Here is a 16,190-nt window from a genome sequence, read left to right as displayed (position 1 = left end):
CTAACATTCTGAGCAATGCTTTGACGGCCCAAACCACCACCAGTCTGAGATCTATTTGTGTATTGCGTCTTTCTGCAATTGGCGATGTGTGCCATGCAGTATCATCAATTCAAGCCATGCAGCGAGCAAACCCAAAGACCTCCATAACCTGGGTCATTGGTAAAGTCGAAGAAAAGCTGATCGGTGACTTGCCGGGGATCGAGTTTGTGGTATTCGATAAAAGCCGCGGATGGAAAGCCTATCGCGACCTGAGCAAAGCCATGAAAGGACGTCAGTTTGATGTACTACTGCATATGCAACTGGCATTCCGCGCCAACCTGGCCGCATTCTTTATCCCTGCCAGCCGCAAAATCGGGTTTGCCAAAGAGCGCAGTAAAGAGTTGCATTCAGTGTTCGTTAACGAACATATCCATGACAGCCGCGGCTTTCATGTACTGGACGGCTTCCGTGATTTTGTTCGCGCTGTAGGAGTAGAAGACGAATTACCTCGCTGGGACATCCCCATTCCGCATGAAGCAAAAGCCTGGGCGACCAACTATTTACCCAAAGAGCCGTTTATTGTTATTTCGCCGGCGGCGAGCAAAGCCGAGCGAAACTGGTTAACCGAGCGCTATGCCGCCATCGCAGACTTTTGTCATCAGCTGGGGTATGTGGTGCTGTTAACCGGCGGCCCCTCGGATACAGAAAAACAGCTCTGTCACGATATTGATCAGGCTTCTCGCGCCTACATGATTAATCTCGCGGGCCAGACCGATCTAAAACAGCTACTGCTCACCTTAAACAAAGCCCAGTTGGTAATTGCCCCCGACTCAGGTCCGGCGCACATGGCAGTAACACAGAACACGCCAGTGATAGGTCTGTATGCCCACAGCAATCCCAATAGAACCGGTCCCTACCTTTATCAGCGCTTTATCGCCGATGCTTATTCTCCAAGAGCGTCAGAGGAGCTCAGTTGCTCCGTCGACGACATTCCCTGGGGCTATCGCCTGAAAGGCGACGCTTTAATGGAAGACATTAGCGTAGAGCAGGTTCAACAGCTGGTCACAAAGGCCATCGATTTCTATGGCCTAGAGCAACCACTGGATGAAGAAGCTCATTAGACGATAGCGTATAACACCATACCGATAAGAACCAGCGTAATCACTACCGTACAGGCATCAAAAAATAAATCCTGTACATCATAGGCGTCGTCGTCAAAATGGACCGGAACCTTTCTATTCTGTTTCATGGTCATATCCTCACTACAGTTTTTAAACAATCAATGTCTTGCGCTTTAGGTCTATGAAATACCATTTTTGAGGATATGTGTGTTTGTAAATGTAAATAACTATTGCGGGGGCAAAAAGATAGCCACACTTTCAACCAGATAACGCCAAAGTGTGTCTAGATATGTCATAACTCTCATAGTTTTTTACGCAATTTCACGGGCTAAAAGCTGGCTTTTAAGGTAATACTGACGTCAACTCCGCTTAAGAAATCCGAGTTTATCGGCGAAGCAAAGTCGATGTTGATCACCTTGCGACCACTGGAACGAGCAATAAACAAACGCAACCCGACTCCGGCACTGGCCAGTAAGCCGCTCTCCTGATTCGTGTAAGGTGTAAAGCCGCTTACCTTGCCAGCATCAATAAAACCGGCATAACCAACATTTAATAATTTAAACCAGGTCACTCCCGGATAGAAGCGTCGCTCGAGATTGATCAGATAGCTTTCTTCACCGTGTAGATACTCCAGTGGGTATCCTCTTAAACCGGACTCTCCACCCAATGAAATCGGCCGGTCAATATACGGATTATCCGCACCACGATACTGTAATCTAGTATACCAGATATGCTCTCTGCTCGAATGATAAAAATGCTCAAGCCCTACCCCATAATAAGCGGTCGTCCCAACATCGTTACCGCCCCGGTCAATGCTCTTTCCTTCTGAGCTCAAACGAGCAAAAAAATGCAACAAATGATCATCATCGGGCTTTTCAACAAACCGGCCACGCCAGAATCCCACAACCCCTTTTTCCTTGCCCAGCCTCGAGCTGTTATAACCGAGCTTAAGCTGATGGTACCACCCCAGCTGCACGTCCTCAGTGCGATCTATGAGATAAAGGTTTTTAGTCTTAATGAATCGGTCCTGCTGATATTCTAATCCCGCCCAGAAATACTCCAGACCACGATCATAGGGTAGCGCGACTGTCTCGGCCACTGGCTCAAAGTAGTTTTCTTCATAACTGTAACCCAGCAAAAAACGCACAATGTGGTCATCTATAATTCCTTGAGACAGGCCGTAGGATAAATCGTACTCATCAATTTCCTGCTCAAATATATTTGCTGCCTCGTCGTTGCTATAAATCGTATCGCGTAGTCGCTGGGAATTAAAATTCACGCCTGCGGCCCAGGTGTCTTCCAGGGTATAAAAAGGTCTTCTGACGGAAAAAGAATATTGCTCGCCATCCGAATTATTGGATAAGGCAACCGCGCTTTGAATATGGTGTTCGGTTGAAACATCGGACGCCAGAACAAAGGTATAACCGGTACGATCATCTTCTTTAAAGTATTCCAATGTTGCTCTGAGGCCATGCCCTAGCAGATTGTCGTCTTCAATACCGTAAGTATATTCGGTGACGCCCCCTTCTCGGCTGATATCCACTGTTGGTATCAGCGTCCAGGTTTCCCAGACTTCCACCAGAAGATTAATCCCCCCGTCCGAAGCCTCCCAACGAATCTCGGCGTCCCTGAAAAAATCCTGCTGTCTTAAAATTCGGGCAGCCTCCTCCAGCATACGAGGACTCACCATATCACCAGTTTTAAAAGGTAACAGCCGCTCGATAACATAAGGCTTAGTATCAATATGCAACTCATCGGCAGTCTGATAGATCCAGCCGGTTCGCTCCTCTTCACTAAAGATAGGCTGCGTCACGATCTGAATATCGTTGATCTTATACCGTTTATTCTTATCAGCAGCAGTTGCTGAAATAGCTGCAGTGAACAATAGAATATAGGTTACTGCGCCAAATATCAGTCGCATATAGTTTTAGTCTTGTCTGATTACTCTCACAGTCATCATAGTGTAAAATAATTATTTACCCTAATAACTGTCACACACTCCATAACATACATCAAATTGTAGGCCAGCTGTAATCAAATAGTCATATGATATGGTTACAGTAACCTCATCGCATTGATAAGGTTAGCAGTATGACGTTACCTTCGAACCCCGGCACAAAGCGTCGTTACCGTACCATCTGGCTCTCCGATACCCATCTCGGCAGCAAAGGTTGCCAAGCACAGTTACTTCTCGAATTTTTGCAGCACATTGAGTGCAAAAAGTTATACCTGGTTGGTGATATTATTGATTGCTGGCGGCTTAAAAATCGCTGGTACTGGCCTCAGCTACACAATGATGTAGTACAAAAAATTCTCCGCAAAGGACGTAAAGGCTGCGAAGTGATCTTTATTCCAGGCAACCATGACTCCCTTGTTAGAAACTATACCGGTATGTCACTGGGTAGCGTCAAGATCCTGGAAGATGATATTCATGTGACAGCTCGAGGTGAGCGGCTGCTGGTCTTGCATGGAGATATTTTCGATAACGTGATGCGTTTTACACCTTGGCTGGCAACAATTGGTGATCACCTCTACGAGTTCTTATTAAAACTTAACCGTCCCATCAATAAATTTCGCGAACGCTTCGATAAAGGTTACTGGTCACTATCCGCACACTTGAAGATGAAAGTAAAAAACGCCGTCAGTTATATCTCTCAGTTTGAAAAAATAGCAGCCGAACACGCTAGCAAAAAACAAGCAGATGGGATCGTCTGTGGTCACATCCATCATGCCGAGATACGCCAGTTTCATGGCATTAATTATTACAACGACGGAGATTGGGTCGAAAGCTGTACCGCACTGGCGGAAGACTTTGATGGTCACCTGAGCATTTTGGACTGGCACCAGCTGCGCAGCGAACTTCTATCACCGGAAATAACTGAAATATCAGTAACTCACTAGCAGCCCTTTATAACCAAACAACATACAACTAATCTGACCACATGGCATAACGCACTTTTTTATTTGCAAAGCGCAAGTACTGTGATAGTCTCGAGTGGTGAAAAAATTTAACCGATTATTATTGAGTTCATTCAAATGCTAAAACAAGTTTCTAACATTATCGTCAACGTGATTGTGGTGATTTTATTACCGCAACGGGGGCGCGTGTGAGTTAGAAACCTGACGAATGACCAAGCCCCCGCACTGAAAAGTCCGGGGGCTTTTTTTTTGGCCCCAACAAATGAATATGTACACAGTACTGAAGGAGACAAGCAACAAACTGAAGTAAAGCACACCACCAGCGAAATGGTGCAAGTGACACTGTGCAACTCATGTAAGTAGCTTTTTATATTATGAATTTTCTAACTTCAAACATTATCGTCGTCTTAATTATTGTGGTGATTTTATTACCGCAACGGGGGCGCATGTGAGTTAGAAGCATAACAAATAACCAAGCCCCCGCACTGAAAAGTCCGGGGGCTTTTTTTTACTTAGCAAAAAAAGTTCAGGAGCAATCATGAAAGTGACATACGACAACGACATTAAGACCGAAGTACTTAACGACAAGAAAATCGTTATTCTAGGCTATGGCTCGCAAGGCTACGCCCATTCGAATAATCTAAAAGACAGTGATTTCGACGTTACCGTTGGCTTGCGTCAGGGCTCAGGCAGTTTTGAAAAGTTACGCCGCAGCAATATGCCCGGCGCCGCCATAGAAGAAGCATTGCAGGACGCCGATCTGGTTATGATGTTACTTCCAGACGAACATCAACCCACGGTTTACGAGCAGTATGTTAAGCCAAATTTAAAAGCTGGTGCCAGCCTCGGTTTCGCCCATGGCTTTAATGTTCATTTTGAGCAAATCAATCCCCGCGACGATATCAATGTATTTATGGTGGCGCCTAAAGGCCCCGGTCATACGGTTCGCTCGACTTATACCGAAGGTAGCGGCGTACCCTGCCTCGTAGCCATTCATCAGGATGTTACTGGCGATACGAAACAGCAAGCCTACGCCTACGCTAGCGCTATCGGTGGCGGCCGTGCCGGCATTATCGAAACGACCTTTAAAGAAGAAACCGAAACCGATCTATTCGGCGAGCAGGCCGTTCTGTGTGGCGGTACTGCAGCTCTGGTTCAAGCTGGTTTTGAAACTTTGGTCGAAGCAGGCTACGCCCCGGAAATGGCTTACTTCGAATGCCTACACGAACTTAAATTGATCGTCGATCTGATGTACGAAGGTGGCATTAACACCATGCGCTACTCAATTTCCAACACTGCTGAGTACGGTGATTTAACCCGCGGTAATCGACTGGTCACGAAAGATACCAAAGCGGCGATGAAAGATATCCTGCAAGAGATCCAAAACGGCCAATTCGCCAAAGAATATGTCGACGACTGTCGAAACGACTACCAAACGTTACTTCAGCTTAGAGGCGCTCACGCCCAGCACCCGATTGAAACGGTTGGTGAGCAGCTGCGCGGCATGATGCCATGGATTAAGAAAAAGCCGTTGGTTGATCAAACCATCAATTAGCGAAGGTGATGTTATGCGTGGTGCAGATTACTTAATCAAAACTTTAAAACGACATCAGGTTGAGACGGTGTTTGGCTACCCTGGCGGTGCCATCATGCCAATTTATGATGCGCTCTTAGGCAGCGGCATCAAGCATGTGCTCTGTCGACACGAACAAGGAGCAGTATTTGCTGCTGACGGCTATGCCCGGGCTTCGGCTCGGCTGGGGGTATGTATGGCAACCTCCGGGCCGGGTGCGACCAACCTAGTTACTGGGATCGCGAATGCCTATATGGACTCGGTTCCATTACTTACCATAACCGGACAGGTTAATTCGCAGTTGATCGGCACCGATGCTTTTCAGGAAGTCGATACCTACGGGTTATCCTTACCCATCGTTAAACACAGTTATTTAGTGCAGCGGATTGAAGATCTGCCGCGTATGCTGAATGAAGCCATCCAGCTGGCACAACATGGTCGTCCGGGACCGGTTTTGGTTGATATAGCCAAAGATGTACAACTAGCGGAGTTACCTGCGGCCAGTTTGGCTTATAGTCAGCAACTGGATACTCAGCTCAAGGCACATTCAACCTCCGAGCTACCAGCAGAAAGCATTGAGAGTGCCAGCTTACTGCTATCACAAAGCAGCAGGCCACTGGTTTATGCCGGCGGTGGCGTTGGGCTGGCCCAGTCCTGCGGCGAACTGAAGCAGCTGGTGGACGAGTTTAAACTACCCACGGTGACTACCCTGAAAGGTATTGGCGCTATTCCAAGCGACCATAGTTACAACCTGGGAATGCTGGGTATGCACGGCACTAAGACAGCTAATAATGCCGTTCAGGCCTGTGACCTGTTGCTGGTAGTAGGGGCTCGCCTCGATGATCGCGCGACAGGCAATCTGCAGTTGTTCGCTCCCGACGCCAAAGTGATTCACATCGACTGTGATCGTGCCGAAATTAATAAACTGCGCCAAACCGATGTCAGTCTGGTCGGCTCCATGAGCACTGTATTGCGGCAATTGCACCAACACACCTTACCTCGTTTTCAGCATCACAATGCTCATCAGTGGCGTTATCAATGCCTGCAGGATAAGGCTCGACTGGCGGCTCGTTATGACGCACCGTTTACATCGATCTATGCACCGGCATTACTGCATCGCCTATCGTGTTTAAGTTCAGGTAGTAACACTTTCATCAGCTGCGATGTTGGCCAACACCAAATGTGGGTGGCTCAACACATGCAATTCCACGCCCCCCACCACCACCTCAGCAGTGGGGGCCTGGGGGCCATGGGTTATGGGCTACCGGCCGCAATAGGAGCCAAGCTGGCTCAACCTGAATGCACCGTAATCAATGTCTCAGGCGACGGCTCTATCATGATGAATATTCAAGAACTGGCGACCCTGAAGCGCTACAACATTGACGTCAAAATTCTGCTACTCGACAACCAGCGGCTGGGTATGGTCAGACAGTGGCAGAGCTTATTTTTCGATAAACGCTTTAGTGAAATCGACCTTTCCGATAACCCAGATTTCTGCCGTTTAGCGCAAGCTTTCGAGGTACCAAGCCTGTCGATTAATAAAGCTGAAGAAGTCGAACACGCGCTACAAACCTTCCTGAATACGAAAGGAAGCTTTCTGCTACACGTTGCCATCGATCCTGACGACAACGTCTGGCCATTAGTTCCACCCGGTAAAAGTAATAGTGATTATATTGAGGAGATCAAAACATGATGAATACCAATACGTTCAAAATCATTCTTCGCCAATCAACCGGTAGTTTGGAACGAATTCTTCGTCTCATTCGCCACCGAGGATTCGAAGTAAATTACTGCCTGGCTCGCGAAGAAGCTTTGGAAAATGGCATGAGCGTGACCTTACAACTCACCAGCGAACGCTCCGCTGAGAACCTTTATCACCAGCTGCATAAATTGGTAGACGTTGTTGAGGTGCATCAACAGGCACACTCTAAACTCAGGAGTTGTCTCGGTAATGAATAAACGACTTTATCTATACGACACGACACTGAGAGATGGTGCCCAGAGCAAAGGCATCAGTTATTCGTTAGACGATAAACTGACGCTTACGCAGAAATTAGACGATTTTGGTTTTGATTATATCGAAGGGGGCTGGCCTGGCTCGAACCCGAAAGATGAAGCCTACTTTCAACGCGTAAAACGACTCAAACTGAAGCATACAAAATTAGTTGCCTTTGGTTCGACGCGCAAGCCTTACATAGCAGTCGAACATGATCCACAGGTCAAAGCACTGCTTGATGCTGACACTCCTGTTATCGCTATTGTCTGTAAGTTTTGGAGCTATCATGTTGAAAAAGTACTGCGAACCGAGTTGAGCGAAAACCTGGAAATGATTTATGACACCATTCGCTTCTTAAAACAGCATCGGCGCGAAGTTATTCTTGATGCCGAGCATTTTTTCGATGGTTTTAAACACAACCGTGAATATGTTGAGCAGTGCATACAGGTAGCGCTCAATGCCGGGGTTGATAATGTCACGCTGTGTGATACCAATGGCGGCAGTATGCCGCAGGAAATAGCCGCGGCGGTAACATCCATTCGGCAACAGTTCCCTCAGTTAAGTTTAGGCATTCATTGTCATAATGACTGTGATATGGCTGTGGCCAACAGTTTACTCGCCGTGAGCTCCGGTGCATCTCTGATCCAGGGAACCGTCAATGGTTACGGCGAGCGCTGCGGTAACGCTAACCTACTCAGTGTATTAGCCAACCTTCAGCTAAAGTCACCCTATAACGATGAGTTCAAACTCACCTCAACCATTGATTCAGGGCGCCTTACCCAGCTGGCACATGATGTTGCCGACATAACTAACATTCCGCTGAACAATAGCGCGGCTTTTGTTGGTCATCATGCATTTAATCACAAAGGGGGAATTCATGTTGCCGCTATCAGCGAAGCGAGCGATACCTATGAACATATTGCCCCTGAGCTGGTCGGTAACCACCGTCAAATTTCTATATCAGAGCTGTCTGGTAAGGCAAACATTAAATTGCAGGCAAAAAAGCTGGGGCTCGACGTGTCGCGTAATTTCCAGCAAGTGTTAAGCAATATTAAGTCGCTCGAACAAACAGGGTTGACCTTGGAAAATGCTCCCGGCTCCTTCGAGATGCTATTGCGAAAACAAGAGCCGTCTTACCAGGCAAGCTTTAACATTTTAAACATTCAGATCCACACCAGTGATGTTGTTCTTGCTGCCGATAAACAAACACACCCCTGCATCGCTACGGTGAAGCTCGAGGTGGGTAATACGGTATCACACGTTGCGGCAGAAGCTCCCGGGCCGGTTGATGCACTGAATCGAGCCCTGAAGAAATCCTTAATAGGATTTTATCCGCAACTCAAGGCAATGAAGCTAACTGACTACAAAGTATCAATTATTAATCCACAAAAAGCTTCGGCTGCCACCACACGCGTCTGGATCCAGTCCGGTTTTAACGGCCACCACTGGGCGACCATCGGCTGCTCTGACAATATCATTCAGGCCAGCACGCAGGCGCTGGTGGACAGCTATGAACTCTTTTTAATTAAGTATCGTCATCATTCAAACGCCGTTGACGTACCGACCAATACCGACGACAACGAGGAGACTCTTAATGGCTAAAATTAATCCCCCTGAATATATCTGGTTTAACGGTAAGACAGTTCCATGGCAACAGGCACAGGTTCATGTCCTTAGTCATGCTATCCATTATGGCTCATCTGTGTTCGAAGGCATTCGCTGTTACGATACGGATAAGGGCCCCGCATTTTTTCGTTTGCGTGAACACATCGAACGTTTATATTTGTCGGCTAAAATTTATCGCATGAGCATCCCCTACTCTTTCGACGAACTGCTCGAAGCATGCCACCAGGTAATCAGTAGCAACACCTTGCGTGATGCTTACTTGCGTCCAGTGGCATTTTTTGGCTATGGCTCTATCGGTGTCAGTCCAAGCAACAACCCGGTTGACGTATCCATTGCGGCGTTTCCATGGGACTCCTATTTAGGCAATGATTCCATTGAGCAGGGTGTTGATGTCTGTATTTCCTCCTGGAACCGGGTCGCGCCTAATACTATTCCGGCGGCGGCCAAGGCAGGAGGTAATTACCTGTCGTCACAACTGATCGTCGGTGAAGCCACACGTAAAGGTTATGTTGAAGGTATCGCTCTTGATGTGAACGGTTATATTTCCGAAGGCTCTGGCGAAAATATTTTTGTGGTGAGAAACAAAACACTTTATACACCACCATTTACCGCCTCTATTTTGCCGGGCATTACACGCGATACGGTGATGACCTTAGCACGCCAGATGGGCTATGAAGTCATCGAGCAAAACATGACACGTGAAGCGCTATATCTCGCCGACGAAGCTTTTATGACTGGTACAGCAGCCGAAATTGTGCCCATAAAAAGTGTTGATGATCTGGCGGTTGGCTCGGGTACACGCGGCCCCATTACGGCAAAATTACAACAAGCCTTTTTTGGCCTGTTTAACGGCACCACTGAAGATGAATACGGCTGGCTGGAAACCGTCAACGCTATTGAGGAAACATCTTATGCCTGACTATCGCTCTAAGACTTCTACTCACGGCAGGAACATGGCGGGTGCTCGCGCCCTGTGGCGAGCCACTGGCGTTAAAGATCAAGATTTTGGTAAACCCATCATCGCGGTCTGTAATTCATTCACGCAATTTGTTCCCGGTCACGTCCACTTAAAAGACATGGGGCAGTTAGTCGCCACAGAAATTGAGAAAGCCGGTGGTATTGCTAAAGAGTTTAATACCATCGCTATCGATGACGGCATCGCCATGGGCCATGCTGGCATGCTCTACTCACTACCGTCGCGTGAAATTATTGCCGACTCGGTCGAGTATATGGCTAATGCTCATTGTGCCGATGCGCTGATCTGCATCTCAAATTGCGACAAGATTACACCGGGCATGCTGCTGGCAGCCATGCGTCTTAACATCCCTGTCATTTTTGTCTCAGGTGGTCCGATGGAAGCCGGTAAAACCAAACTGTCAGATCAACTGATTAAGCTCGACTTGGTTGACGCTATGGTCACAGCGGCAGATCCTGATGTCAGTGATGAAGATTGCGAACAGGTCGAGCGTAGCGCCTGCCCTACTTGCGGTTCCTGCTCCGGTATGTTCACCGCCAATTCCATGAACTGTCTTACCGAAGCCTTGGGATTAGCCTTACCGGGCAACGGCTCGCTCTTGGCAACACACTCTGATCGCAAGGAATTATTCTTAACCGCCGGGCGCCAGATTGTCGACCTTTGTCGCCACTATTATGAGCAAGGCGATGAATCCGTATTGCCACGCAATATCGCCAACCGAAAATCGTTTATCAACGCCATGAGCCTCGATATTGCCATGGGCGGATCGACCAACACGGTGCTGCATTTGTTAGCAGCAGCTCATGAAGGTCAGATCGACTTTAGCTTACAGGATATCGATCGTTTATCCCGACAAGTACCCAACCTGTGCAAAGTTGCTCCGGCCACAAAAAACTATCATATGGAAGATGTCCATCGCGCTGGCGGGGTTATGGCCATTCTCGGTGAACTTAGCCGAGCGAATCTCCTCAATACCACCCAGCCAACCGTTTTACAAAAAACGATAGGGGATCTTATTCAACAGTGGGATATCCAGACAGCCACCGATGATGCGATTAAACAATTTTATCAGGCAGGACCTGCCGGCATCCCAACTCAACAGGCCTTCAGTCAGTCCTGCCATTATGACTCTGTAGACAGCGATCGCTCGAACGGTTGCATTCGAAATATCGAGCACGCCTACAGTCAGGACGGTGGTCTTGCTGTTTTATACGGTAACCTTGCTCCCAATGGTGCCATCATCAAAACAGCTGCGGTACCACAGGAGCTTTTAACTTTTACCGGCAAAGCGCGAGTATTTGAAAGTCAGGATAGCGCCGTCGAAGCCATTCTGAGCAATCAAATACAGAAAGGTGACGTCGTGGTTATCCGCTACGAAGGTCCATCGGGTGGACCGGGTATGCAGGAAATGCTCTACCCCACCAGCTATCTAAAATCGAAAGGGCTGGATCAACATTGTGCACTCATTACGGACGGCCGGTTTTCTGGAGGCACTTCAGGCCTGTCCATTGGTCATGTGTCACCAGAGGCAGCGAGCGAAGGTGTTATTGGACTGATCAGGGATGGTGACACTATCGCTATCAATATTGCCCAGCGTGACTTATCACTGCATGTCAAAGACGATGAACTCACAGCAAGGCGTAATGAGCAAAATGCGTTAGGCTGGTATCCTCGTTCACGACAGCGCCCGGTGTCATCGGCACTCAAAGTTTATGCGCAACATGCGCTCAGTGCCGATAGAGGTGCCGCACGAGTCATTGAGTAATTATTCTGGTCGTGTGAGGGATCTCATCAAGTTCAAAAAGGTGTGTTACATTACTTTCTTTGTCGATAAGTTAGGCTGATTGATGGAACAACAGATTTCAAAACTGTATCACCAGGAATCACGATGGGTTTTAGCTACTCTCATTCGGCTTCTTGGTGATTTTGATCTTGCAGAAGAAGCACTACACGAAGCGTTTATCGCTGCTCTTAACCAGTGGCCAGAAACAGGCATCCCCGAAAAACCTCGAGAATGGTTAGTCTCAACCGGTCGCTTTAAAGCCATTGACCACATCCGACGGCAACAAAAGCTTCGCACGATTAGCCATCAACTGTCTGAGCAGCAAATACAGGAAGTTGAACAACAGGACTTTGACACTTACAAACTCTTTCATGACGATCAGTTACGGCTCATCTTTACTTGTTGCCACCCCTCTCTTACCACTGAAGCTCAAATAGCACTGACGTTACGTGAAATATGTGGCCTCACTACTGAAGAAATCGCTCAAGCTTTCTTAACCAAAGCACCCACTATTGCTCAACGCATTGTCAGAGCAAAAAATAAAATCCGCGATGCCAATATTCCTTATGAGGTTCCACATCTCAGCGATATTCCCGAGCGCCTCGATATCGTTCTGCACGTAATCTACTTATTGTTTAATGAAGGTTATAACGCCACTCAGGGAGAGCTTCCAATCCGAGTTCACCTTGTGCAGCACGCCATTGAGCTGTGCCAACAACTGGAACAGTTAATGCCACGTCCAGAAACTAAAGCGCTGCTCGCTCTTATTCTAATACAGCATTCACGGCGTGACGCCCGGCATGACGATAATGGAGATATCATCACTCTCGAATATCAGGACCGCTCACTATGGCATCAGGATGATATTCAACAAGGCCAACAACTATTGGTGGCATCCTTACAAAGCCGGATAAGACACCCATTTACACTACAGGCCGCCATCGCAGCGGTTCATGCTGAAGCAAAAAGTTTTATGCAAACCGACTGGGCACAAATTATCGAACTGTATGATGTGCTTTTGAGCATACAACCATCCCCGGTTATCGAGCTTAATCGAGCAGTAGCTATTGCCATGCACCATGGTCCCCAGTCTGGCTTAACGCTGGTTAATGACTTAATTCAGCGAAAACAATTATTGAATTACCACCTCCTGTATGCGGCTCAGGGTGACTTCTACACTAAGCTGGAGCAGCATGATAAAGCTCGCCAAGCCTTTGTCAAAGCCCTGTCTCTGACCGAACAGGAAGCAGAAAAGCGTTTCATTCAGGAAAGAATTAAAAAAATTTCATAATGTTTGTCGAAATCGATTCAGCTCATTCGACTACCCCATGAATTCTCGCAAAATTAAGGAAACGTTATGAAGTACATGATTATACGCAAAGCCGACGAGCAAACCGAAGCAGAGGTTATGCCTACTGAAGCATTACTTAAAGCTATGGGCGACTATAACGAAGAAATGATTCAGGCAGGCGTGATGCTAAGAGGAGAAGGATTAAAGTCCAGCAAGTACGGTTTTCGGGTTAGTTTCAATCAGGGCACACCCGTCATAACCGACGGTCCTTTTACCGAAACCAAAGAGCTACTGGCCGGTTACACCATGATAGAAGTTGACTCTAAGGAAGCAGCTCTCGCCTGGGCAAAAAAATGGCCTACCATTGATGGCGAAGCTAATGCCCAGTTAGAAGTACGTCAGTTATTTGAGCTGAGCGATTTTGAACCCAGCGATGCCCTCGATCACATTGAGGAGCAGTTTACACGCAATGAAAAGCGCCCCCAAAATGGCTGCCCGTATTTAGTATTTAATGGCGATTGCAAAGCAGCATTCGAGTACTACGAAGATGTTCTGGGAGGAACTATTGAAGAAATGATGACGCACCGTGACTCTCCTGTTGCAGAAGAAACCGCTGAAGAGGATCTGGATAAAGTGCTACATGCACGGCTAAATTTAGGTAGCCTCACCCTGATGGGTTCCGATTCACCTAAAGAGTATTATGCTTCCCCGCAAGGTATGCATGTGCAAATTGTTCCAGCATCCGAGTCTGAAGCAGAGCGCATTTATAAAGCGTTAGCCGCAGGCGGCAATGTTCAGGTACCTTTGGATAAAACGTTCTGGGCAAAACGTTTTGCCATGTTAACGGATCAATTCAATATTCCCTGGATCATCAATTACGAATAATTTAATCATCTGCGCCTTAAGTTATTTAGGGCGCTTAAGGATCAGACATGAAATATATTGCACTAGTTTATTATCAAGAAGACATTATGAATGGCATGACACAGCAAGAGTGGGATTCATTAAATCACGAGTGCATGGACTGTAGTGAGCGTCTCACCGAGAGCAATAATTTACTGGCTGGCCAAGCACTGCAACAGGTTTCAACCGCCACAACCGTGCGAGTACGAGATGGAAAAGCTTTAACTATGGATGGTCCTTTTGCTGAAACCAAAGAGCAACTTGCCGGATTCTACCTGCTGGAAGCCGATGATCTTAATCATGCCATCCAGATTGCCAGTAAAATCCCGCCGGCACGCTTCGGCTCAATAGAAATCCGTCCTGTACGCGAGCTGCAACTGGAGGACAATATTGCCGGCGGTCACGGTTAGCAATGAATGATATAACGAGTTAATCGTTCAAAAGATATTTTCAATGATGACTCATCGCCGGCAGCATTGACCTAAAGCAAGCTTGAGGTTTTACAATTCAGACTCACCGTTTACTGAGGAAAGATGATGAATAAAAAACAACTTCATATCGGCCTAATTTATGGTAGTGCTCGCCAGGGGCGCTTCTGTGACACCATTGCGCAATGGGTTTTAGCGCATATCGTTAAGGACAGTACATTTAGCGTTGATACGCTGGATCCGAAGCAACTCAATTTACCTTACGATCTGCCACCGTCAGACGACGAAGCCACCATGGCTTTTAAATCCCGTCTGGCTGCCTGTGATGCTTTTATCGTCGTCACCCCTGAATATAATCACGGCTATCCAGCACCATTAAAAGTACTGATTGATGCAGCGAAGAAAGAGTGGCAACGCAAACCGGTGGCGTTTGTTTCATACGGTGGTATTTCCGGAGGACTGAGAGCGGTCGAGCAATTGAGACAGGTGTTTGCCGAACTGCACTCCGTCAGTATGCGAGACTCCGTCAGTTTTGCCAACCCATGGGAGCTATTCGACAGCTCGGGAAACCTCAAACAGGCTGAACCGTTATCGAACAATTTAGACTTTATGTTAGAGCACCTTAAGTGGTGGGGCCAAGCATTACGACGAGCCCGGCACGAAGTACCAGCAGCGCCATAACATTTCATAAGGACAGAATCATGCAACCAAGTTATCTACAACAGTATCTAAAGCGTATTCATTTTAACTCGGACACCCATGACCTTACACCAAGCTTGACATTACTCAATCAACTGATTGAAAGTCATCAACGGACAATCCCCTTCGAAAGCATCAATCCCTTTTTGGGCATTGGTGTTGAGCTCGAAGACTTTGCATTACAGAAAAAGTTACTGCATTCACAGCGAGGGGGCTATTGTTTCGAGCATAATAAACTCTTTTCACAGATATTACTGCAACTCGGGTTTAGGGTTGAAAGCTATGCCGCACGAGTAACGTTGAACCAGCAATCAGACCAGCCTGATGTGGCCCCTACCCACCGTATGAGCATTGTGACTCTAGGTGATGAGCGCTATATTGCTGATGTTGGCTTCGGTCTGCATACCCCACCCGTTGCGGTGCCATTATCAACTACTGGGGCAGAAGTGGAGTATCATAGTAACAGCTATATGGCCGTCCTGAACGGTCATTATTACCAACTTCGTAGCCGATACCAGGGTAAGTGGAAAGAACTGTACCGTTTTACTCGAACACCGGCTCAGGAAGCTGACTTTGATATGGCCAACTGGTATTTGACCACCCATCCTGAATCCAAATTTAGAAATAACCTGATTGCAACAAAGCTTACCCCGGAAGGTCGTATCTCGTTACAGAATAACGAACTCAAGATCTATGTCAGGGATGGATTGAAAGAATCTCAGCAATTAACGTCGTCGCAGCAAGTCATTCAGTGTCTGCATAAGCACTTTGCCATTCAAGTGGCTAAGCCCCAGCATCTCAATGAAGTATTAAATCATCGTTTATTTCATGATGTGAACGCTAACACCTGCACGCAGACGATCCGAAAGGCAGTTTAATAGCTGGGCATAAGGATG

At 47.2% G+C, this 16,190-nt stretch carries 15 protein-coding genes; 13 read left to right on the top strand and 2 right to left on the bottom strand.

Annotation, left to right across the window (positions count from 1 at the left end; translation table 11 throughout):
• Positions 1-20 precede the first annotated feature (20 nt).
• Entirely contained in the window at positions 21-1,100 is a 1,080-nt protein-coding gene (locus H7708_RS10120) for a glycosyltransferase family 9 protein (RefSeq protein WP_223670661.1), read from the top strand.
• Here H7708_RS10120 and H7708_RS13435 read toward each other — a convergent pair.
• Together H7708_RS13435 and H7708_RS10115 are read right to left on the bottom strand one after the other, a co-directional pair.
• On the bottom strand, positions 1,097-1,228 hold the full coding sequence (locus H7708_RS13435) for a hypothetical protein (protein ID WP_268884898.1): 132 nt from the start codon (positions 1,226-1,228) through the stop codon (positions 1,097-1,099). The two genes, H7708_RS10120 and H7708_RS13435, sit on opposite strands and share 4 nt — an antisense overlap.
• Positions 1,229-1,428: 200 nt before the next feature.
• A complete protein-coding gene (locus H7708_RS10115; RefSeq protein WP_223670660.1) occupies positions 1,429-3,021 on the bottom strand; it encodes a BamA/TamA family outer membrane protein in 1,593 nt (530 codons plus the stop codon).
• A 170-nt stretch (positions 3,022-3,191) separates the two neighbouring features.
• Here H7708_RS10115 and H7708_RS10110 point away from each other — a divergent pair, with 170 nt between their 5' ends.
• From H7708_RS10110 to H7708_RS10055, 12 genes are all read left to right on the top strand, one after another.
• The gene (locus H7708_RS10110) at positions 3,192-4,001 is read left to right on the top strand and encodes a UDP-2,3-diacylglucosamine diphosphatase (protein WP_223670659.1); all 810 of its coding nucleotides are present in this window, start codon (positions 3,192-3,194) and stop codon (positions 3,999-4,001) included.
• A gap of 556 nt (positions 4,002-4,557) precedes the next feature.
• Positions 4,558-5,574 (top strand): ketol-acid reductoisomerase, encoded by a 1,017-nt coding sequence (gene ilvC / locus H7708_RS10105; protein ID WP_223670658.1) that lies wholly within the window; start codon positions 4,558-4,560, stop codon positions 5,572-5,574.
• A gap of 13 nt (positions 5,575-5,587) precedes the next feature.
• Positions 5,588-7,285 (top strand): acetolactate synthase 2 catalytic subunit, encoded by a 1,698-nt coding sequence (gene ilvG / locus H7708_RS10100; protein WP_223670657.1) that lies wholly within the window; start codon positions 5,588-5,590, stop codon positions 7,283-7,285.
• Positions 7,282-7,551, top strand: coding sequence for an acetolactate synthase 2 small subunit (gene ilvM / locus H7708_RS10095; protein WP_223670656.1), 270 nt, complete (start codon positions 7,282-7,284; stop codon positions 7,549-7,551). The genes ilvG and ilvM overlap by 4 nt, the downstream gene beginning before the upstream one ends.
• On the top strand, positions 7,544-9,190 hold the full coding sequence (cimA, locus tag H7708_RS10090) for a citramalate synthase (RefSeq protein ID WP_223670655.1): 1,647 nt from the start codon (positions 7,544-7,546) through the stop codon (positions 9,188-9,190). Before ilvM ends, cimA begins: the two co-directional genes overlap by 8 nt.
• Positions 9,183-10,133: a branched-chain amino acid transaminase gene (locus H7708_RS10085; RefSeq protein ID WP_223670654.1), complete on the top strand. Its 951-nt coding sequence runs from the start codon at positions 9,183-9,185 to the stop codon at positions 10,131-10,133. The genes cimA and H7708_RS10085 overlap by 8 nt, the downstream gene beginning before the upstream one ends.
• Positions 10,126-11,955 carry a dihydroxy-acid dehydratase gene (ilvD, locus tag H7708_RS10080; protein ID WP_223670653.1) on the top strand — a complete coding sequence of 610 codons (1,830 nt, stop codon included), beginning with the start codon at positions 10,126-10,128 and terminating at the stop codon, positions 11,953-11,955. Before H7708_RS10085 ends, ilvD begins: the two co-directional genes overlap by 8 nt.
• An 82-nt stretch (positions 11,956-12,037) precedes the next feature.
• Complete coding sequence (locus H7708_RS10075) at positions 12,038-13,264, top strand: RNA polymerase sigma factor (RefSeq protein WP_223670652.1); 1,227 nt, start codon at positions 12,038-12,040, stop codon at positions 13,262-13,264.
• Positions 13,265-13,330: 66 nt separating this feature from the next.
• Positions 13,331-14,149, top strand: coding sequence for a YciI family protein (locus H7708_RS10070; RefSeq protein WP_223670651.1), 819 nt, complete (start codon positions 13,331-13,333; stop codon positions 14,147-14,149).
• A 47-nt stretch (positions 14,150-14,196) separates the two neighbouring features.
• Positions 14,197-14,577 (top strand): YciI family protein, encoded by a 381-nt coding sequence (locus H7708_RS10065; protein ID WP_223670650.1) that lies wholly within the window; start codon positions 14,197-14,199, stop codon positions 14,575-14,577.
• Between the two features lie 126 nt (positions 14,578-14,703).
• Positions 14,704-15,276, top strand: coding sequence for an NADPH-dependent FMN reductase (locus tag H7708_RS10060; protein WP_223670649.1), 573 nt, complete (start codon positions 14,704-14,706; stop codon positions 15,274-15,276).
• Positions 15,277-15,296: 20 nt separating this feature from the next.
• Positions 15,297-16,172, top strand: a complete 876-nt coding sequence (locus tag H7708_RS10055) for an arylamine N-acetyltransferase family protein (RefSeq protein WP_223670648.1) — start codon at positions 15,297-15,299, stop codon at positions 16,170-16,172.
• The last annotated feature ends 18 nt before the right edge of the window (positions 16,173-16,190 follow it).

It is taken from the genome of Kangiella shandongensis (genome assembly GCF_020005365.1).
In the GTDB taxonomy this organism is placed as follows: Bacteria; Pseudomonadota; Gammaproteobacteria; order Enterobacterales; family Kangiellaceae; genus Kangiella; species Kangiella shandongensis.
The sequence above is the reverse complement of the archived record's forward strand: the minus strand, read 5'-3'. Positions and strand labels throughout refer to the sequence as shown.

Bases quoted from the DNA above. Each gene is read 5' to 3' on its own strand.
- H7708_RS10115 (WP_223670660.1), bottom strand. From the start codon at position 3,021: ATGCGACTGATATTTGGCGCAGTAACCTATATTCTATTGTTCACTGCA.
- cimA (WP_223670655.1), top strand. From the start codon at position 7,544: ATGAATAAACGACTTTATCTATACGACACGACACTGAGAGATGGTGCC.
- ilvM (WP_223670656.1), top strand. From the start codon at position 7,282: ATGATGAATACCAATACGTTCAAAATCATTCTTCGCCAATCAACCGGT.
- H7708_RS10085 (WP_223670654.1), top strand. From the start codon at position 9,183: ATGGCTAAAATTAATCCCCCTGAATATATCTGGTTTAACGGTAAGACA.
- H7708_RS13435 (WP_268884898.1), bottom strand. From the start codon at position 1,228: ATGAAACAGAATAGAAAGGTTCCGGTCCATTTTGACGACGACGCCTAT.
- H7708_RS10065 (WP_223670650.1), top strand. From the start codon at position 14,197: ATGAAATATATTGCACTAGTTTATTATCAAGAAGACATTATGAATGGC.
- ilvC (WP_223670658.1), top strand. From the start codon at position 4,558: ATGAAAGTGACATACGACAACGACATTAAGACCGAAGTACTTAACGAC.
- H7708_RS10055 (WP_223670648.1), top strand. From the start codon at position 15,297: ATGCAACCAAGTTATCTACAACAGTATCTAAAGCGTATTCATTTTAAC.
- H7708_RS10070 (WP_223670651.1), top strand. From the start codon at position 13,331: ATGAAGTACATGATTATACGCAAAGCCGACGAGCAAACCGAAGCAGAG.
- H7708_RS10075 (WP_223670652.1), top strand. From the start codon at position 12,038: ATGGAACAACAGATTTCAAAACTGTATCACCAGGAATCACGATGGGTT.
- H7708_RS10110 (WP_223670659.1), top strand. From the start codon at position 3,192: ATGACGTTACCTTCGAACCCCGGCACAAAGCGTCGTTACCGTACCATC.
- H7708_RS10060 (WP_223670649.1), top strand. From the start codon at position 14,704: ATGAATAAAAAACAACTTCATATCGGCCTAATTTATGGTAGTGCTCGC.
- ilvD (WP_223670653.1), top strand. From the start codon at position 10,126: ATGCCTGACTATCGCTCTAAGACTTCTACTCACGGCAGGAACATGGCG.
- ilvG (WP_223670657.1), top strand. From the start codon at position 5,588: ATGCGTGGTGCAGATTACTTAATCAAAACTTTAAAACGACATCAGGTT.